The sequence below is a fragment of the Haladaptatus halobius genome, assembly GCF_020618475.1.
GTDB lineage: Archaea > Halobacteriota > Halobacteria > Halobacteriales > Haladaptataceae > Haladaptatus > Haladaptatus halobius.
This window is the reverse complement of record NZ_CP085335.1, coordinates 1,147,435-1,164,174: the sequence shown is the minus strand read 5'-3', so window position 1 is coordinate 1,164,174 and position 16,740 is coordinate 1,147,435. Positions and strand designations below refer to the sequence as shown.

The following is a 16,740-nucleotide window of genomic DNA, read 5'->3' as shown; positions in this document are numbered from 1 at the left end:
GCATAGGAGGAACCCATGAGCCTACGAACTGCTGGCAAGCAATCGCCCGTACTGTTGGCTGCTATCCTACTCTTCGCCGGGTGGGTCGTGTTGAGCGCGCTTAGAATCTTCAATACCATTCCATCGATTTGGTCCGGTGGAGACTTCGTCGGTCAATCCTCATTGAGTGGATTGGTCGGTCTGGCAGTTCTGTTCGTATTTATTGGCTTGCTGATCGCCCTGTACGGTGCGCTCGAAGAAACGTCTCCGACGCCGGAACGATTCCCGCCAGAACGATGACCTACTACGAGTGCGCGGACTGTGGCCAACTCGCCGATTTCGTGTATCTCGAAGATAGCGCCGTTCGACGGCGGTGTCCGGTGTGCGAGGAACCCACTGCCTGGGAGATTGCGTTCGCCGACGATGGGGCAGGTGTGTCGTTTTGACGGTTGAATTCGAGGTCGGTAACCGATTCGTCGCGGCGGCCAAAGAGTGGGGTGATCGACGCCTGATGGACGACGACCAAGCGTTCGAAACCAAAGTAGAACAGGCGTTGCTCGAAATCGAACATGTGGTCTCCGGCGCGACCGACGTGACGTTCGAAGTCGAGAACCGAACCGTTCGCCACGAACCCAGCGACGAACTGGCAACGTTGTTAAGCCACCAATCCGACGAGACAGGAGTGTCCGAAGCTGTACTCCTCGGGCTTCACGTCGAACTGTTCTCGGGCGTGTTTGGGGACGACGATACCGTCCGCCCGCCGAACGCACCATGGGAAGGAGATCTGCCGTGATCGTTCGCTCGAACATTTTCGTACCGCGAAGCGGCTCTCAGCCATGTAACGGGGGAACGCATAAGTCGTCCCTCGTAGAATGATATCATATGACGCACAAAGACTCCGGCTGGAGACCTAGCGTCGGGTTCGAGACGTACGGAGGGCACGAAATCTGGGATCACGGCACCGGCCCGCACGAGATCAACCACGGTGAAGTAGACGGGGAGATCGAGTTTCCCGAAGAATTGGAACAACTTCTCGAAGAACTCGAAGAGTGATCATCGCCGGGGAACACGGGAAGTACAAACAATTCGGAAGGACGAGAGTCCTTAGAGCCGTGGGAAGGCCCGTTTCTCGCGCGGCGGGACGTAGAAATTGGCTCGGGAGAGGACGGTGATGAAGTCCAGAATGCCGTTGTTCTTCCGTTCGGTGATTTTCCGACTATCGTCACGGACGTACCAGCCGTTCATCGCCTTCCGGGTTCGTTCGAAGTCCGACAGCGACCGCTGGAGTGCGAGGAAGTGGACGCCTGCGTGGCCGCCGTCCACCGTGTTGAAGTCGCGTCGGAGAATCACCGGCTGATCGTCCTGTCGCGTCTGGGCGACCTTCTCCTGGTGACCGACCACATCGTACTTACGAGCGTGTTCACGTACCGCATCGGTGAATGGTACGTCGTGGGCGAATCCCGCGACATCCTTCGGTGAAAATTCCGGAGAGAACATCCGCGCGACGCGCTCACTCTCGTCGAACGCTTCGAACCACTCGTCTAGCGACTGTTTGAGGTGGCTGAGATGCATGGTCGTCCCGCCTGCGAACGCACCGGAGTCGATGGTCACGTGATCTTCGCTGGCCTGGGTTCCCCGCAATCCGGATCGGAACCCCATGAACATCCGGTCTTTCTCGGAAAGTGGCGGACTTTTCGGAATCCCCTCAGCGTCGGTGTGTTCGACCGGCAACCCCGCTCCTCTGAACCCCGTGCGTCGTTCTTCGACGTCGAACACATCGCTTAGGCGGTCACCGACTTCGATGTCGGTGAGGCTTCCTTTTCCGCCGAACATGGCCGACTCGGCGGCCCGAATGTGCGAGGGTGCGTCGCTTCCGAGCACCAGCGCGGCATCGAAATCGAGTAGCTTCGGGTCGTCAGTTCGCGAAATAACCGTCGGGCGGTGGATCGGAGCCGCGTCAAGGTCGTCCAAGCGTTCGAAGTACTGCGTTCCCCACGCGAGGATGTGGATCAGACCGTCAGACGACCAGTCGTAGGCGGATTCCAACGTCCGCATCGCACGCTCGACGCGTCGAGCGGCTTCGACCGACGGCTCCGAAGAGAGGGTAAGAAGCAATACGAGATGGTGGCGTGGCAAAAGCGGGTTACCCTCGGAGTCCGACCGCGAAAATCCGTTCCACGCGTGTTGGCGGCTTGGAACTCGGTTGGCGTTCGGATTGGTTGGAAGGTTGAGCGGGGACTCGCGTTTCCGAGGTTCGTCCTCCAAGAGCGCCGAACATCCGGCGAGTCCTACCCCAGCGGCCGTCCCCGCCAGCTTTCGAAGCAGGCGGCGTCGCGTTCTCATACCAATCGTCGGAATGACTACCGTCCGGATTAGCAAAAGGATTTCCCGACGAGTCAACCGATTGAAGAAACGAGCCCGGGAGCCTGCAGAAACACTCGCTGTCGATGGAAGGACGGTTCGAGCGAACGTTGTCATCGTGGACTGGATTCTGCCGTCTCGGAATCCGTTTTGGTGACTGATCGGAACTACATTCACGGTTCGGAAGGGACGAGATAATATACTGATATCTCAGGGTGAGTAGTCTCGGAGTCGCACCGGAGGCAGTTCACGGAACGAAGCCTCTCTCATCGAGAAAACCGCCGGCAAAAGCGTTTAAGCGGTTGTATCCCAAAGAGCATTAATATTGGCCACAATCAGTCCGATTCACGGCGGAACCGAGACGTACTATCCACTATCGCTCGACAGTGCGACGGTGATCGTAGCGATTGGTATACTCGTCTTCGGTCTCATCGTCTTCGACGCGTATCGGACGTACTGGGGGTAACACATGGAAGGTGAACACGACCCACATGACCAACATCGCGTACGCGACCGCTCGACCCGACACCGACTGTTAGACACCCTCCGGACGGCGGTGTATGCGCTGACAGCACTTCTCGGCCTCTCCTTACTGATAATCGGCACTATCGCCATCATCGCGGAGGCGAAAGGAACGTGGCACTGGACTATTCATCTCGAATCGACACTGAGCTACGTCGGCCTGTTCGTTCAGTATCTGCTGGCCGTGCTCCTCCCACTATTCGGCTTATTCGTCGTCGCGCGGAGGCGGTGGGGCGATGCGTGAGATGAACCTCCGGCGAGCGGTGCAGACGATTCCGCTTGTCCTCCTCATCGCCCTCGTCGCGGTCGTGGCCGGAGTCGGATTCACGGGATTCATCGCCGAGACCCAGCAGACGTGGAGGTGGTACTTCCGGATGGAGCAGGTGATAGCCACAGCGACGCCCGTCGCACTGGCGCTGGCGGTCACATCGCTGGCCGCCCTCCTCGGGTCGATTCTGTTCGTCACAGAATGACTTCCCCGGCCCTGTTGAACTCCTTCGAATTATCGAATCCGATGTATTTTTGAAACATCCATCATCTCGTGGGGGATTGCAACGGGGCTCTCCCCGCTGACTCCGGTCGTGGAGTACGTCGAAACGGGCGCAGAGCCTCGCCGGGCGAGCCTGATGTGAACCCCTGCTACTTAAGCGACAAGATTAGACCATCTGCGCGACCAACTCGTCCTCAAACTCGACGAATCCTTCGACTATTTTGGCTCCTGCGCGATAGAACGACTCGTCAGTGTTCTTTAGTACGGCCGCGGAAAACGTGTCGACCCACGCGAGTAAGTGCTCGTCGAGGAAGACCCGTTCGAAGCCGAACGTCTCGTCGTCGCCCCGACGTTGTCGCTCGACGAGATACCGAAGGAAGGCTAACTCGACCACGACGAAGTCGGCCTCCTCGGGATATTCCTCCGGCGGTGCCCACCCCGCCGCTGCGTAGCTGGCTTGCACATCAGCAAGCCCCGTACCGAGAAAGTCGGTGTCGTCTCGGTAGTACGTCTCGTGAGCGAGCACCGGTGGGCGTGGGCCGACGAACAGCCGAGTGTACTCGGTCGCCAACTCGTCTCGCACGTCCTCAACCGACCGGCCTTCGTTCTCCGCGATGAACGCTTTCACCTCAGCGAACCCTTCGTCCAGTGCGGGGTTGACCTCCTTTTCGGGGATTCTACTCTCTCCGTCGAGGAAGGTCCCGATAAACGACTCTCCCGGCGCGTCCGAGAAAATATCGATGGCGTAGTCGAGTATCTCGAGTCGAGCGTCGTAGATTTCGTGGTCGTTCATATTACCCCTCGAAGAGAAAGCGCGCGCGACAGTTGCCGCAGTACTCGAAGACGCTGTGTTCGGAGTCCGATGAGAGTCCGGCGACCGTTTCACCGACCTCGTCTTCGATCTTCCGGGCCGAGGCCTCGCTAGTGAATGGGTCACCGCATCGGATGCACCTTCGCATCTCGCCCTCGCGAACCGTCACCCACGCGGGGTCGTCACCCTCACGGTTCTCGGGGAGTAACGAGAGATCAAGTCCGTCCTCCATCTCGATGGCGGCTTCCGGACATCCCTCCGCACAGAGACCACAGTTGACGCACAACTCGTGGTTAAACTGAAGACTCCCTTCGATACGACGGATGGCGTCGGTCGGACAGAGGTTCGTGCAGGTTGGCGTCAGGACGCAGTCGTCGTTCACTTCCATCCACCCGAAATCCTTCAGGCCGCGAATCACTTCGCGCTCGGGCTCGACGTGACCCAAAATAGCTCGGACGCTCTCGAGCGTCCAGCCGTGACTGTCGTACGACGGATTTGGTCGGTCGGCGTCGACCAGATGGCCGGTCGCAACGTGTCCGCCCGCGGGTATCGGTGAATCGTCGAGATCCTCGACGAACGCCGAGAGCGATTCGACGAACGCTTCGGGGGTGTTCGGGTCGGGTGCGAGAAATGCGACGCGTTCGCCGAGTCCGAAATCGGTCGTCGCGCGATTAAGCCGCGAGACGAAGTCCGCCTTCGGCTCCGGGCCGGTGTGACTACACGCTTCGCCGCACCCGAGCAGTGCCACCCCGTCGGCACCCGCTGCCAGTGCGTGCATCACGTGAGCCTCCCCGACCGTATCCGTGCAGGGAACCGATACTGGGAGCACGGGATGATACCTAAACTCATCGGCATCTCCTACTGTTGCTCTACGACCGTACTCGCGGAGTGCGCGCCGAGCACGCTCCGAACAAACGAATGCGATGACCTGTTCGCCCAGCGAGTCAGCGCCGCCGAATAACCACCCGCCCGTCTCCCGAGGTTCGAGCAGCGCTTCGACTTCGCGGGCGATTCGCTCGTTCGACGGCTCGCGGAGTTCGACCGCTCCGGTCGGGCACGCGCTCGTGCAGGCACCACAGTTCTGACATGCCACCTCGTCGAACGCCACTTCGTCGATGTTAGGGCGCTCGACTGCACCGTGAGGGCAGGCGTCGACGCACTCGTTACAACCCATCTGACTCGACGCCCCGGAGGCACACACGTCCATCTCCAAGTCGAGGTGTTTGGGTTTCTCGATGCCGCCGAGCAGACTCTCGACAGCAGCGGCGGTGGCCGCGTCGAGCGAACCGGTGTGGAAGCCGAGACGGCCACCCCGCGTTTGTGCGTCCGCGTCAGGGTAAACGACTTGGTCGGCTTCCAACGTCCGCTCGACGCCTTCCAGCGCGATAGCATCGGTCGGACAGCACTCGACCCAGTCGCCGTCTTCCACGCCCGGTGCGATATCGACCGGATACCGCGTCACCTCACCGTCCGGCCCCTCGCGGACACACTTCATACACCCAACGCAGTCCTCAGTTACGCGCGACTCGAGGCGTAGCTCGAACTCGCCGAAACTCCCCTCGACATCGATTACGCGACCGCGCTCAACGGCCACGTCGTCGAGGTCAGTGTCGGAATCCGCAAAATCCGTTCCGTCCGCGATGAGCGTCACGTTCGCGGTATCCGCGAGCGCTGCGGCGGCTTCGGCGTCGCCAACCACCGCAACCGACTCACCAGTCTCCTTCGAAACGTTCCGCGAGCTGGCTTCCTCGCGGAGACCGGCGTAGGTGGCGTTGATGAGTCGAGCGGTCTTGGCCGTCGCGGCGGGTTCGTCGTGAACCCAGCCGGCTTCTTCGCGGTGATTCACGAACGAAGTCGCCTCGGGATGGAGCCCTTTCTCAACCCCGAGTTGGCGGAATTTTTGCTTGCACCCCGCCTCCGATGCGGTGATAACGAGCTGGTCGAGTTCGTATTCGTCGATAACCTGTGCCATCGCCTCTAACCCATCATCGCAAAGCAGACTTGAACTCGCTACTACGTCCACGCCTTCGACCCCCTCCCGAACGCTTTCTAAGTCTACTGCACACGTTCCGGCGCAGGAACAGACGAACGCCCCGGTGTTCATTTCCTCTACTCCTACCGTTGTCTCGAACATAGTTCTTGCGAAGAGTCACCATATGACACAGGATGCGTCAGTTACCACGTGCGAACTCCACGGCACCCGAACCTTAATGATAGATACTATCGAAAGAAGGCATTAGGGACATTGTCACATGCTGGCATGGGGCGTGCTAGGTGAAATAGTATGAGTATGGAACCTACAGAACCTGTTTCGCTCGATCTCGACCGTCGCTCGTTCATGAAGGCAAGCGCGCTCGCGGGGGCAGTCGCACTCGGCGGTGGCGCTACCGGGCAAATACTGGCGCAAAACGAAGACGGTGGTGAGCAAGAACCTGAAGGAGCACTAGGACAAAATGAGATGGTCAAAACCATCTGTAACTTCTGTGCCGTCGGCTGTGGATTTAAGGGAGAACGCAAGGGTGACGCGTTCGTCGGCCAAGAGCCGTGGCACGAGCACCCCGTCAATAACGGATCGCTCTGTTCGAAAGGAGCGGGCATCTACGGGAGCGAACATTCGCCGAAGCGGCTCAAGCATCCGCTAAAGCTCGAAAACGGCGAATGGAAAAAGGTGTCGTGGGACGAGGCGATGGGCGAGGTCGGTAGCAAGCTGAACAAGTATCGAAAGGAAAACGGCCCGGACAGTGTAATGTGGCTCGGCAGCGCCCACCACGCTAACGAGGAGGCCTACGCCTTCCGAAAACTCGCGGCGTTCTTTGGAACGAACAACGTGGATCACCAGGCCCGAATCTGTCACTCCACGACGGTATCAGGGCTGGCGAACACGTGGGGGTACGGCGCGATGACCAACACCATCAACGATTATCGGAACTACGACCTCGACATTATCATCGGCCAAAACCCCGCCGAGGCCCACCCCATCGCGATGCAGCATATTCTCGAAGGCCAGCGCCGCGGTGGAACGATCGTTTCGGTGGACGCACGGTACACCAAGACGTCAGCCCACGCCGACCATTTCTACCGCATTCGGCCCGGCACCGACGTGGCGCTGATCATGGGTCTCATTCGGTATCTGAAAGAGCAGGGCGAACTCGACCAGCAAATGCTGAACGAGCGGGTGCAAGGATGGCCGGACGTGGACGTCGAACTTGACCAGTACGATCTCGACACCGTCGAGGATATCACGTGGGTGGATAAGGCCGACATCAAGGAACTCGGCGATCTCATCGTTCGGAACAAGCCAAACGTCCAGATCGAGTGGGCGATGGGTGGTACTCAACACAACAACGGAACTCAGAACATCCGGTCGTACGCGCTATTGAGTCTCGCATCCGGCTCCGCGGCGCGGAGCGGCGGTGGCCTCCAGGTTATGCGCGGCCACTCGAACGTCCAGGGAGCGACCGACCTCGGACCGAACAGTCACATCCTTCCGGGCTATTACAGCGTCACGTCGCCCGGTTCGTGGGCGTACTGGGCCGACGTTTGGAACCAGAGTCCGTGGACGAGCGGGAGTACGTCGTTCAAGGATTTATACCAGCGATTCGACAAGATGTCCAAGGAGAAGTTCCAAGACCAAGCCCCAGAGGCGGTCTCTGCGTTCGAGAACATGGGCGGGGTTGACGTCTCCAACAGGTCGATGATGTTCCAGTACGGGTTGACCGTTGCCCGCTGGTTTGAAGGCGCGCTCCCGAAGGAAAAGCGGTTGAACAACGCACAACTCTACCAGCCGACGGGGCTCCGAGCGGCGATATTCCACGGTCACTCCGTCAACTCCATCAGCGAGATGGGTAAGCAGAAAGCGGCGATGGAGAACCTTGACTTACTGGTCATCGTCGATATGTTCCCGTCACTGGCATCGGTGATATCCGACCGGAAAGACGGCGTCATCATCCTTCCCGCATCGAGTCAGTACGAACACCACGGCACAGTGACCAACTCGCACCGGTCAGTTCAGTGGCGCAATCCGGTTCGACCGCCGAGCCACAACGCGAAGCCGGATATGCAGATAATTCAGGAGTTGGCCGCCGAACTCGGCTTCGGCGAGCACTTCGACTGGGGAGGTGGCCCCGAGTTGTTCAACGGGAAGAACACCTACGAGCAGTGCCTGAAGGAGATTAACCTCGGCGTGCGAACCATCGGCTACCAACAGGATCCCCAGCGACTCCAGCGCCAGTACGAGTACGATTACGCGTTCAGCACCGAAGACCTCGAAGCGAAGTCCGGGCCGGTCGAGGGTGAGTATTGGCAGTTGCCGTGGCCGTGTTGGGGAGAGGGGCATCCAGGGACGCCCATCATCTGGCGAGATGATCTCGACCCGCGGGAGGGCGGACAGGACTTCCGCGCTCGGTGGGGTGGCAAGGCACCGACCAGACAGGAATGGCAACAAGAGGTGAAGACTGGGGAAGCCCCGTCCCAGAAGGAGTATCCGTTCAAGGAGACGGTCAAGCGGCAAGGACAAAAGGGACTGGAGCTCCTTCGCGCCCCGTACAACCCTGACTGGTGGAACGGGCAAGGACAGATTCAGGGCGTCCCCGAATACCCCGGTTTCTCGACGGTCTGGCCGCAGGATATCAGAAATCCCGACGCGCTCTCAGTGCCGTACGAATACGCGCTTCGGGCAGACAAGTCGGTGTTCGACGCCGCGAAGAAGCTACAACAGATGCAACAGAACGGGAACCTCAAACCCAAACAGGCCGTCTCCGATATCAACCCCGCCGACTACGAACAATACGACCACAAACAGCCGGACGCACCGACCGGACGCGGGAAGGCTCGCGCAGTCGCGTGGAACTTCCTCGACGTGGTGCCGATTCACCGCGAACCGATCGAGAGCCCGCGGCCGGATCTCGTGAAGAAGTGGCCCGCAAACGGCGCACAGCAGAACTTCTTCGGACTCGACCAAAACAACGCGGCGATTCAAACGCAAGCGACCGCCGCGGTTCAAAAACAGGGGATGGATACCATCATGACGACCGGTCGTCAAGTCGAACATCAGGGCGGCGGTTCGGAGTCGCGTTCGAACATCTTCCTCGCGGATCTCCAGCCCCACATGTACGCCGAGATTCATCCGAAGATGGCCGAGCAAATGGGTGTCGACGGCGGCGATCTGGTGATCGTCTCGACGACTGACCGCGGGTCGGTTCTCGTGAAGGCACGAGTGACTCATCGACCGAACGAAAAGGAGGTGTTCCTCCCGTTCCACTGGGGCGGCGTCTTCCACGGCAAGAGCTTGGAGGACAAATACCCCGACGGTCTCGCGCCGTTCGCCATCGGCGACAGCGTGAACATCATCACGTCGCGGGGTTACGACGCCGAAACCCAGATGCAGGAGACGAAGGCTGCGATGGTGAAAGTACAACCCGCGACGAAGACCAAGCTCGAGGATCTCAACATGTGGGAGGGCGGCAAGATAGTCGGTTTCGGCGCGGAATTCCCGCAAGACCGCGAGGGTATCGGGACGCAGAAAGACTTCGACGTACGCGATAACTCGACCGTGCAATGAGGTGAGAGTGAATGTCAAAAAACAAATCACAGGACGGCAAACCCGGTTCCAACAAGGAGGTCATGCGACAGGGGGTAATGAGCACGGGCGACAGCGCCCGAATCTTTCCGGACGTAGAGGCTTGCATTGACTGTGGTGGATGCGTGGTCGCCTGCAAGCGGACGTGGGACGTTCCCGCCGACGAACAGCGCATCAGCATCGCCACGATGATGGAGGGCCAGGAGGCCGCAGAGGGGCTCAACGCTAACAGTGCAAAAGCACTCAAGCAGGGCAAGAAGCCGGGTGAGACCAGCATCCCGATGCAGTGTTACCATTGTGAGAACGCCCCGTGCGTCTCGGTCTGCCCGACCGACTCGCTGATCAAGAAGGATGATGGGTTCGTGGAGGTTCGCGACGATCTCTGTATTGGCTGTCAATACTGCCTGTCTGCATGCCCGTTCGGCGCGCCCCAGTTCCCCAGTTCCGACGATGGTAGTGCCACGATCATCGGTAACGGCGATATCATGGATAAGTGTACCATGTGCGAGGAACGACAGCAGGTGTCGGGCAAGGGACCAGCCTGCGCCGAGGAGTGCAGCACCGATGCCATCCTCGTCGGTACGCCCGACGAAATCGCTACCGAACTCGACCGACGGGGTGCGGAACCGTTCTTCAATGACGAAGCGATGGAGATCATCTTCGGTGATGATGCGGAGGTGTTTAGATGATGAGTGACCGGAACGATGAGTCCGACAACGACGACAGCAAAGCGGATGGGAACGGTGGTCTAACCGGAAGGACGGCGATTCTCATCAGTGCAGTTGTTGGTATCGGCGTCACCGCCCTCGCCTACTGGTGGGTCGACGGCTGGGCCGGAAACGAGGTGTTCTACGAAACCCTAGCTCGGGTGCAGCCGACCGTAGCGGGTGGCGGCGTCGGATCCGACTGGGTGGCGGGGAACACCGTCCCATGGCTCGATGCACTCATCGCTATCACGCACGCGGCGGACGTCATCATGGGCGTGCTCATACTCGGAATGGTGTTCCTCCACTGGGCAGCGTTCCGACGTCTTGCAAATCAAATGCAAACGTCGACGAGCTCCGAGGCTGGCGAGACCGTCGTCACCGACGGTAGCGGAGCTGGCCGTGAAAAATCCGCTCGCGAGGGAGGCGAGCGTCGATGACGAACCTTGACCACGGTAAGTTTGCCCGCGTCACAACCGTCTTTCACTCGCTCCTCGCACTCGACGTGTTCGCGCTGTTTTTCACCGGCTATGCGGTGATGTTCAACGACGAACTCTGGTGGTTGATCGAGTTGATGGGCGGCAATACTGGTGTCCTCGCGGTTCACCGACTTGCTGGAATGACGCTCGTCGCGCTGACATCGTTCTGGATCGCGTTAATTGTACTCACGCCCGGCGGCCGCAGGAGTTTTCGGGAAGTCCTCCCGGGCAAAGCGGACATAGACGCGATGATACAGGACGTGAAGTTTGCGCTAGGGCGTGCCGACGAACGTCACCCCAATGCCCGTCAGTTCTCCGGTTACGCCGCCGAAGAAGCGCCGCTGCTTACGTATGTCGGGAAGGGCGTCGTCTGGATCTTCTCCGTGGAGTTGTTCCTGCTGATGATTTCGGGGCTACTCATCTGGAACAAAACGGGACTAATCCAAATCATGGCCACGAAAACCGCAGCAATGGCCTTCGTCGTCTTCCACGGCCTTCTCGGGGTCATCATGCTGATGGGCGTGATGTTCCATATCTTCGAACACGGCTTTCACCCGGCATTTTATCCCGTCGAACTCAAGGCGTTCGTCCCGAAGGACATCACACCGTCGTATCATAGTGACTCATCCGAAGAAACGCATGATACGACTGGGATCGACCGTCTAACCCTTGCTTCGAATTGGAACTGGGTGGCAAATCTCATGGGCGTATTTGTCGTCATTGGCATCGTAAGCGTCCTTCTTGGAAGCCTCTTCGACGAGGGATACCCGGTGCCTCGCGAACTCGCGGTCGGTGGGGGCCCAACGAATGCCCTGCTGACTATCGGCATTAACATCGGTATTCTGGTACTGTTCGTCGGGCTCGTCCTCTCGATGTACGGTAACGTCCTCCGGCGGCGCTACGAGCGACAGGTTCGGGAAGAGCGCCGTGAGACGCCCATGACCGACGGGCGGGGCGGTGACTAACCTCACCGGCTTCGCAGATACTTCCGCCACTACCTCACTAGTTCGATAGACTCCTCAGAGAGCTCAATGTTCACGTCCTGTCTGGTCTGCTGGCTGATCTGGTCGATGTTGCGCGTCAGCACGTCGAGGATGTCAGTGGGTTCCGGATAAACGAGCATGTTCTGTTGGTCGTCTTCCATCACGAGTTGGGTGTCAGTCAAGGTGATACGATCGTTCTCAATACTGGCAACGACTGCTGGGAGCGTCTCTTCACCCCCGGGGTCACCTTCGGCGACTCGCGTGATGTACAGCGAATCGATACCGATGAGATCCTTATACTCTCGGATGCGTTCGGCGCACTCCACCATATCCTGCGTTATTGCCGTCTTCTCGGGGTTACCGTGCGTCCCCTCGTAACAATGCTTACACACCCGCAGTTCCATGCGCATACTTACCATATGACGAGGCCATGGCTCTTGATGGTTGCGTCGACGTACACTCGCCGCTGGCGAGTCACCTTTGCGCAATTTCACGACCAACGAACTCATCCCGTCGGTGCTGAGGATACAGCACATAGGTGTGATTCCCTGCTACGAGCGGGGCTGAGGAAGGGAGCGATACCCCATTCTCAATTGGAAATCATAATCATGGAGTCCAGAACCATAGGTCTGTGATCGATGACGGTCGAGCGATTACAGGAATACTTGCGATCGGTGTATTTGTCACCCCCTTAGAAGTCAAGTTCCTGAAGACCGTACGGAGACTCAAAATGGAAGGAAACGACAACTCACGAACGCCGCTCAGTCCCTCCGCACGTGAGGCGCTTGACGAGCTTGCCCCAGTTATCGAGGAGACCGACGACCACCTCTCTCGTGAAGAGGCACGGTCTCATCTTCATCAGATTGATTTCGATGCAGAACTCGCTCGCACCACCCTCGACGAACTCCTAAACAAGGGCTATCTCTACGACGTACACGGTGAGCTTCGTCTTCCGTAGCCGTGACCGGTAATACGAGAGGACGACGCGAAGCTCGATTAATCCGATACGGAAGGAATCTAGTAGTGTACGACTTTTGGGATGCGATAGCGGTCGCTTGAGAGCGAATGTGACGGAGAGAACGAGAACTCGATACATACATCCATGATTACGCTGACCGACGAGTCCGCTCTGGATGATTCGCTTTTTGTGCGCCGGGAGGCGGTGAGGCGCACATGATTCGTGCCCTCGTGACCGAGTATGTATGAACGTCGATTCATTGACCATCGAATCGCTCACCGAACGTGCCAACCCGAACGAGGTCGACGATGACTCGCCTACCACCGACACTCGCCGCGTACGATGCCCCTGAAACGGGCTGGTACGCAGTCGGTGTGACGAACAACGGCGAGCATGTCATCTACGCGGACACACAACTGACGGTTCATCGCTGATCGCCGCTGGACGGTGGCATGAACACGGGGACGGAAATCCAGTTGGAGACCACAACACAGATCGAATCGTGGATCGCGACCCGTATCAATACGTTCCTCGTGCTCCATCCTCGCTATCGCTGGCTCGCGGTAAATCCAGTCGGTACGATGCCTCTCGAAACGACCATCAAGGACTGTGGCGAGACGGAGATCGTCGCTCGAACGCCACTCGGATCGACGCTGGCCGTTCCCAAAGCGGTGTTCGACAGCACGACCGATGAGGAGCTGTGGAACCGCGCACAAGACTGTTTCGTCGCGCTTCTGGAAATCCGTCCGACGACCGCTCGAACGCTGGCCGTGGAGGACTGTACGTTGACCGTCGTCGTCGGTGAACCGCACGACTTGACGGTGACCCAGCGTGAACGCCTGTGTCATCGCCTGATACAGGCGTGTCTCAAGCGGTACTACAGTGCATTTACGGACGAAGTTGTCCCGTTCGATGGTTCGTTCGTCGACGCTTCACCGCCCGCCAGTGACGATACGTCGGCCGAATGAACCTCGGTAGGAGCGTCGAAGGGAACGTGAAATCAGCCCCCTATTCGTGCTGACGAGCAAGCGACATTACCCTCGCTCCTAACTTCCGCCACGATCGCTATTTTCAGTAAGGTTTACATTGGAGGATACTCGACCTGAAAACGGCCGAGATGGCCGATTTATTCGTTCACGCCGAGGACACCCGTCTTCGGCATTTCGAACGATTGTATTCTCCAGCCATTGTGCTGTGAAAGCGGCCTATGGTACAGTAATCGTGAGACGTGGCCGGTTATCACGTCGGTGCAAAACGGAGAGCAAATAGTCTTACAGAATTATTCATTCCGAATTCTTTAGTCGATGGCAGTTGTATCTGTGACGATGCTCGCACACCTCTATCAGTACCAGCACGAACAGGTTCAAGATGGCAACCGAACGGCCGGGGAGTCTCAGACCGAAGATTCCGTCAACAAGGACGCAGAGGAATACTTCGGTAAAAGCATGAGCGATTTTGACGTCGAAACGTGGGAGACGGTCGAACACGAGGGCGACCCGATTCAACGTCGATCCATCACCATCAATGCGGTCGCCGCGGTCTCCGTTCCGGAAGAACCGGCTGACGACGACGATCCCGACCTCCCCGGTCAGACGCTTCAGATTCGCACGAGCGGCGGCGAAACGTTCATTTCACAGGCCGAGATCGTCGAAGTGCAAGATGCGAACCCCGACGAGACGTAACTGTAGAGAACCGCGTCTGCTGAACGGCCGAACTATCTCTCGTCGTGGCATCTTCTTACTCGGGCGGCAGTGCTGAGGGTCGGACGACAGCACCTACACGAACGATTGGAGCGAGAAGTCTTCGTGATTCGAAAGATACTGCTCGATGCGTGACTTGCGCCAACCAAGCGGCGACAAGACGCTTTCAGTTGCTCGAATCAGTAGTTTTCGGTAGAATCCTACATTGTATTCGGTTGGATTCTCACAGACCAGCGCCACTCGGTCACACGACCGCTTCTCGTCATCGACGACGACGTACGAGACGCTCTGACCGGGCGCACGCGTCAGCCCGAGATCCGCTGCGCGTTCCAGTGCCGCGACACCTCGCGTCGATTGCGTGTACTCGTCGCGTGACTTCGAGACACGATTCGTGATGACGAGATCAGCAGGATTGACGTCACCTCGGTGGAGGCGGTCGAGCCACGAGCGAAGTTCTTCGCACACTGATCTCGGTTCTCGGTGCTCGTTCAAGGCGGCGATGAGCGCCTTCTGTGCGTCGTCGACAAACGGCGGCGTACTCCGCTGGCGATACTCGATGTCACGATACTTGTACTCGTCGTCGCCGGCCACCTTACCGAAGTACTTCGTCAGCGCGCCAGCGTCCGAATCACGCAAGGGGACGAACGCAATCCAGTCATAGCGCGCTTCGTGTTCGAGACGGATGTCGACCTGCTTTGAGATTTCCGTAGTAAGGTCATCGAGTGGCGTCTGCTCTGTATCGTCCATCGACGTGACCCAGACGCTGTCGACGATGCCGTGCACGACGCACCAGCCGTGTTCCTCGAGCATCGTCTTCGTCTCGAGCAGTATCTCACGAGCGAACGCGTTGATGGCTTCGTGGCACTCGATGCGCCCGAATTTCGCGTTCGAGAAGCCCTGATAGCCGAAACACGAGACGAGAATCCACTTTATCGCACTCGACTGACCGGCGAGTTCGTCGTACCGCTCAGGGTCGTCCGTTGCCTGCATCTCAGCTTTGATCGCGTCCCGATCGTCGATGAGCGGTTCGAGCACGGCAGGAAGATAGCCCCGCTCGTCGCAGATCGAATAGCCGAGACCGGGTAAGTCCGCACGGTCGGCGTGGCAGTCACACCGGATCTTTTCGGGACTCACGTTTCGCGTGACGATAATATTCGGATACAGCGATGAGAAATCGAGTTCGTGAACGTCCTCGTGCAGGCTGACATCCGGTGCAAAGATGTATCCACCGCGGTCGGCATCGTGCAATTGGCGCATCATCTTGAACTTCTCGTGCCGCCACGAGTGCCACGGGACGAGCACGTTACGTTCCCGCGCTTCCTGAATCTGAATCGCAGTGAGAATGTTCCCGATCGACGACCACGACAACTCCTGCAGTGGTTTTCCTGACTGTTTAACCAGGTAGAGACAGCCATCCAGATTCGTCTGATTCCACATGAACGTGTTCGATTTGTCGACGATGACGCGTCCGGGGATGTTGTATCGAGCCGGTGAGTGGCCGACGCGCCCGTAGCTCGTGTACGTCGACTCTCCGGCGAGCTGCTGCCAGCCGGGAAGTCGTCCGAGAGAAAAGTCGATACCGAGGCGGTCAGCCTGCCGATACAATACGGGAACGAGGTCGCTCGTGTTCATCATGAGTACGTCCGGGTCGGCGCGTTCGACCCGAGTAGCCACCGTTTCCAGTACGTCCCGCCCGTCGCCCGTCACGACTTCGTCGTCGATCGTGAGATTCGTGACGCGCTCGCACACGAGTTCCGATTCGGAAACGGTGATGTGTATCTCGGAGAGCGCCCGCTTTGGAAGCGGTGTGAGATCGTGCTCGAGACAGTAGCGGAACTCGCGCGAGAAATCGACGTTATAATACCGATACTCGCCCGGCGCGCCCCACTTGCTCATCATCCGAGTGACCGTCGTAACTGCATCCAGATCACCGACATCAACGCGGAGCATAGCGGCAGGCACATAGCGGAAGCTCACTCGCTCTTCGACGACGCTGACGTGAGCGACGGCGGGGTGGTCACGAAGCGCGGCGCGTGCGGCCGAGAGCGAGCCCCCCTGTGCGCAGAGACGTAGATGGTCGGCGTGTACGACTCGTCGACCGCGTATTCGGCACCGGATTCGGTCAGCGACCACTGAAGCACGTCTCCGTCGAGATAATCGAACTTGTACCCCATC

At 58.7% G+C, this 16,740-nt stretch carries 19 protein-coding genes and 1 pseudogene; 15 read left to right on the top strand and 5 right to left on the bottom strand.

From position 1 onward, the window contains the following. Positions 1-15: 15 nt before the first annotated feature. From LIW51_RS06495 to LIW51_RS06480, 4 genes are all read left to right on the top strand, one after another. A complete protein-coding gene (locus tag LIW51_RS06495) occupies positions 16-279 on the top strand; it encodes a hypothetical protein (protein ID WP_227376391.1) in 264 nt (87 codons plus the stop codon). Further along, the gene (locus tag LIW51_RS06490; RefSeq protein WP_227376390.1) at positions 276-425 is read left to right on the top strand and encodes a hypothetical protein; all 150 of its coding nucleotides are present in this window, start codon (positions 276-278) and stop codon (positions 423-425) included. Before LIW51_RS06495 ends, LIW51_RS06490 begins: the two co-directional genes overlap by 4 nt. Continuing rightward, on the top strand, positions 422-772 hold the full coding sequence (locus tag LIW51_RS06485; protein WP_227376389.1) for a hypothetical protein: 351 nt from the start codon (positions 422-424) through the stop codon (positions 770-772). The genes LIW51_RS06490 and LIW51_RS06485 overlap by 4 nt, the downstream gene beginning before the upstream one ends. Before the next feature lie 89 nt (positions 773-861). After that, positions 862-1,032: a hypothetical protein gene (locus tag LIW51_RS06480; RefSeq protein ID WP_227376388.1), complete on the top strand. Its 171-nt coding sequence runs from the start codon at positions 862-864 to the stop codon at positions 1,030-1,032. Positions 1,033-1,083: 51 nt separating this feature from the next. Here the strand turns inward: LIW51_RS06480 and LIW51_RS06475 are convergent, their stop codons facing one another. Then, positions 1,084-2,322: a DUF7405 family protein gene (locus LIW51_RS06475; RefSeq protein ID WP_227376387.1), complete on the bottom strand. Its 1,239-nt coding sequence runs from the start codon at positions 2,320-2,322 to the stop codon at positions 1,084-1,086. Between the two features lie 343 nt (positions 2,323-2,665). Between LIW51_RS06475 and LIW51_RS06470 the strand changes: the two genes are divergently transcribed. From LIW51_RS06470 to LIW51_RS06460, 3 genes are read left to right on the top strand one after another with little or no spacing between them, the layout of a single operon-like run. Next, positions 2,666-2,806 carry a hypothetical protein gene (locus LIW51_RS06470; protein WP_227376386.1) on the top strand — a complete coding sequence of 47 codons (141 nt, stop codon included), beginning with the start codon at positions 2,666-2,668 and terminating at the stop codon, positions 2,804-2,806. 3 nt (positions 2,807-2,809) lie between these two features. After that, positions 2,810-3,106, top strand: coding sequence for a hypothetical protein (locus tag LIW51_RS06465; protein WP_227376385.1), 297 nt, complete (start codon positions 2,810-2,812; stop codon positions 3,104-3,106). Then, entirely contained in the window at positions 3,099-3,335 is a 237-nt protein-coding gene (locus tag LIW51_RS06460) for a hypothetical protein (RefSeq protein WP_227376384.1), read from the top strand. Before LIW51_RS06465 ends, LIW51_RS06460 begins: the two co-directional genes overlap by 8 nt. Positions 3,336-3,518: 183 nt before the next feature. On the opposite strand, the gene LIW51_RS06455 is transcribed toward LIW51_RS06460, so the two are convergent. Next, positions 3,519-4,145, bottom strand: coding sequence for a TorD/DmsD family molecular chaperone (locus LIW51_RS06455; RefSeq protein ID WP_227376383.1), 627 nt, complete (start codon positions 4,143-4,145; stop codon positions 3,519-3,521). Position 4,146: 1 nt separating this feature from the next. Continuing rightward, entirely contained in the window at positions 4,147-6,267 is a 2,121-nt protein-coding gene (locus LIW51_RS06450) for a hydrogenase iron-sulfur subunit (protein ID WP_227376382.1), read from the bottom strand. Between the two features lie 180 nt (positions 6,268-6,447). On the opposite strand from LIW51_RS06450, the gene LIW51_RS06445 reads away from it, so the two are divergent. From LIW51_RS06445 to LIW51_RS06430, 4 genes are all read left to right on the top strand, one after another. Then, on the top strand, positions 6,448-9,723 hold the full coding sequence (locus LIW51_RS06445) for a formate dehydrogenase subunit alpha (protein ID WP_368411758.1): 3,276 nt from the start codon (positions 6,448-6,450) through the stop codon (positions 9,721-9,723). A gap of 62 nt (positions 9,724-9,785) precedes the next feature. Beyond that, positions 9,786-10,430 (top strand): 4Fe-4S dicluster domain-containing protein, encoded by a 645-nt coding sequence (locus LIW51_RS06440; RefSeq protein ID WP_368411775.1) that lies wholly within the window; start codon positions 9,786-9,788, stop codon positions 10,428-10,430. Then, a complete protein-coding gene (locus LIW51_RS06435; RefSeq protein ID WP_227376379.1) occupies positions 10,430-10,885 on the top strand; it encodes a hypothetical protein in 456 nt (151 codons plus the stop codon). Before LIW51_RS06440 ends, LIW51_RS06435 begins: the two co-directional genes overlap by 1 nt. Next, complete coding sequence (locus LIW51_RS06430) at positions 10,882-11,889, top strand: cytochrome b/b6 domain-containing protein (protein WP_227376378.1); 1,008 nt, start codon at positions 10,882-10,884, stop codon at positions 11,887-11,889. The genes LIW51_RS06435 and LIW51_RS06430 overlap by 4 nt, the downstream gene beginning before the upstream one ends. 29 nt (positions 11,890-11,918) lie before the next feature. On the opposite strand, the gene LIW51_RS06425 is transcribed toward LIW51_RS06430, so the two are convergent. Next, the gene (locus LIW51_RS06425) at positions 11,919-12,317 is read right to left on the bottom strand and encodes a hypothetical protein (protein WP_227376377.1); all 399 of its coding nucleotides are present in this window, start codon (positions 12,315-12,317) and stop codon (positions 11,919-11,921) included. A 320-nt stretch (positions 12,318-12,637) separates the two neighbouring features. Between LIW51_RS06425 and LIW51_RS06420 the strand changes: the two genes are divergently transcribed. The 4 genes from LIW51_RS06420 (at position 12,638) to LIW51_RS06410 (ending at position 14,547) form a co-directional block, all read left to right on the top strand. Next, complete coding sequence (locus LIW51_RS06420; protein ID WP_227376376.1) at positions 12,638-12,865, top strand: hypothetical protein; 228 nt, start codon at positions 12,638-12,640, stop codon at positions 12,863-12,865. A 308-nt stretch (positions 12,866-13,173) separates the two neighbouring features. Next, positions 13,174-13,299 (top strand): hypothetical protein, encoded by a 126-nt coding sequence (locus LIW51_RS38445; RefSeq protein WP_255767297.1) that lies wholly within the window; start codon positions 13,174-13,176, stop codon positions 13,297-13,299. Positions 13,300-13,317: 18 nt separating this feature from the next. After that, entirely contained in the window at positions 13,318-13,833 is a 516-nt protein-coding gene (locus LIW51_RS06415) for a hypothetical protein (RefSeq protein WP_227376375.1), read from the top strand. A 357-nt stretch (positions 13,834-14,190) separates the two neighbouring features. Beyond that, positions 14,191-14,547, top strand: a complete 357-nt coding sequence (locus tag LIW51_RS06410) for a hypothetical protein (protein WP_368411774.1) — start codon at positions 14,191-14,193, stop codon at positions 14,545-14,547. 93 nt (positions 14,548-14,640) lie between these two features. On the opposite strand, the pseudogene LIW51_RS06405 reads toward LIW51_RS06410, so the two are convergent. Then, positions 14,641-16,739 (bottom strand): annotated as a pseudogene (locus tag LIW51_RS06405) (type B DNA-directed DNA polymerase). Between the last annotated feature and the right edge of the window lies 1 nt (position 16,740).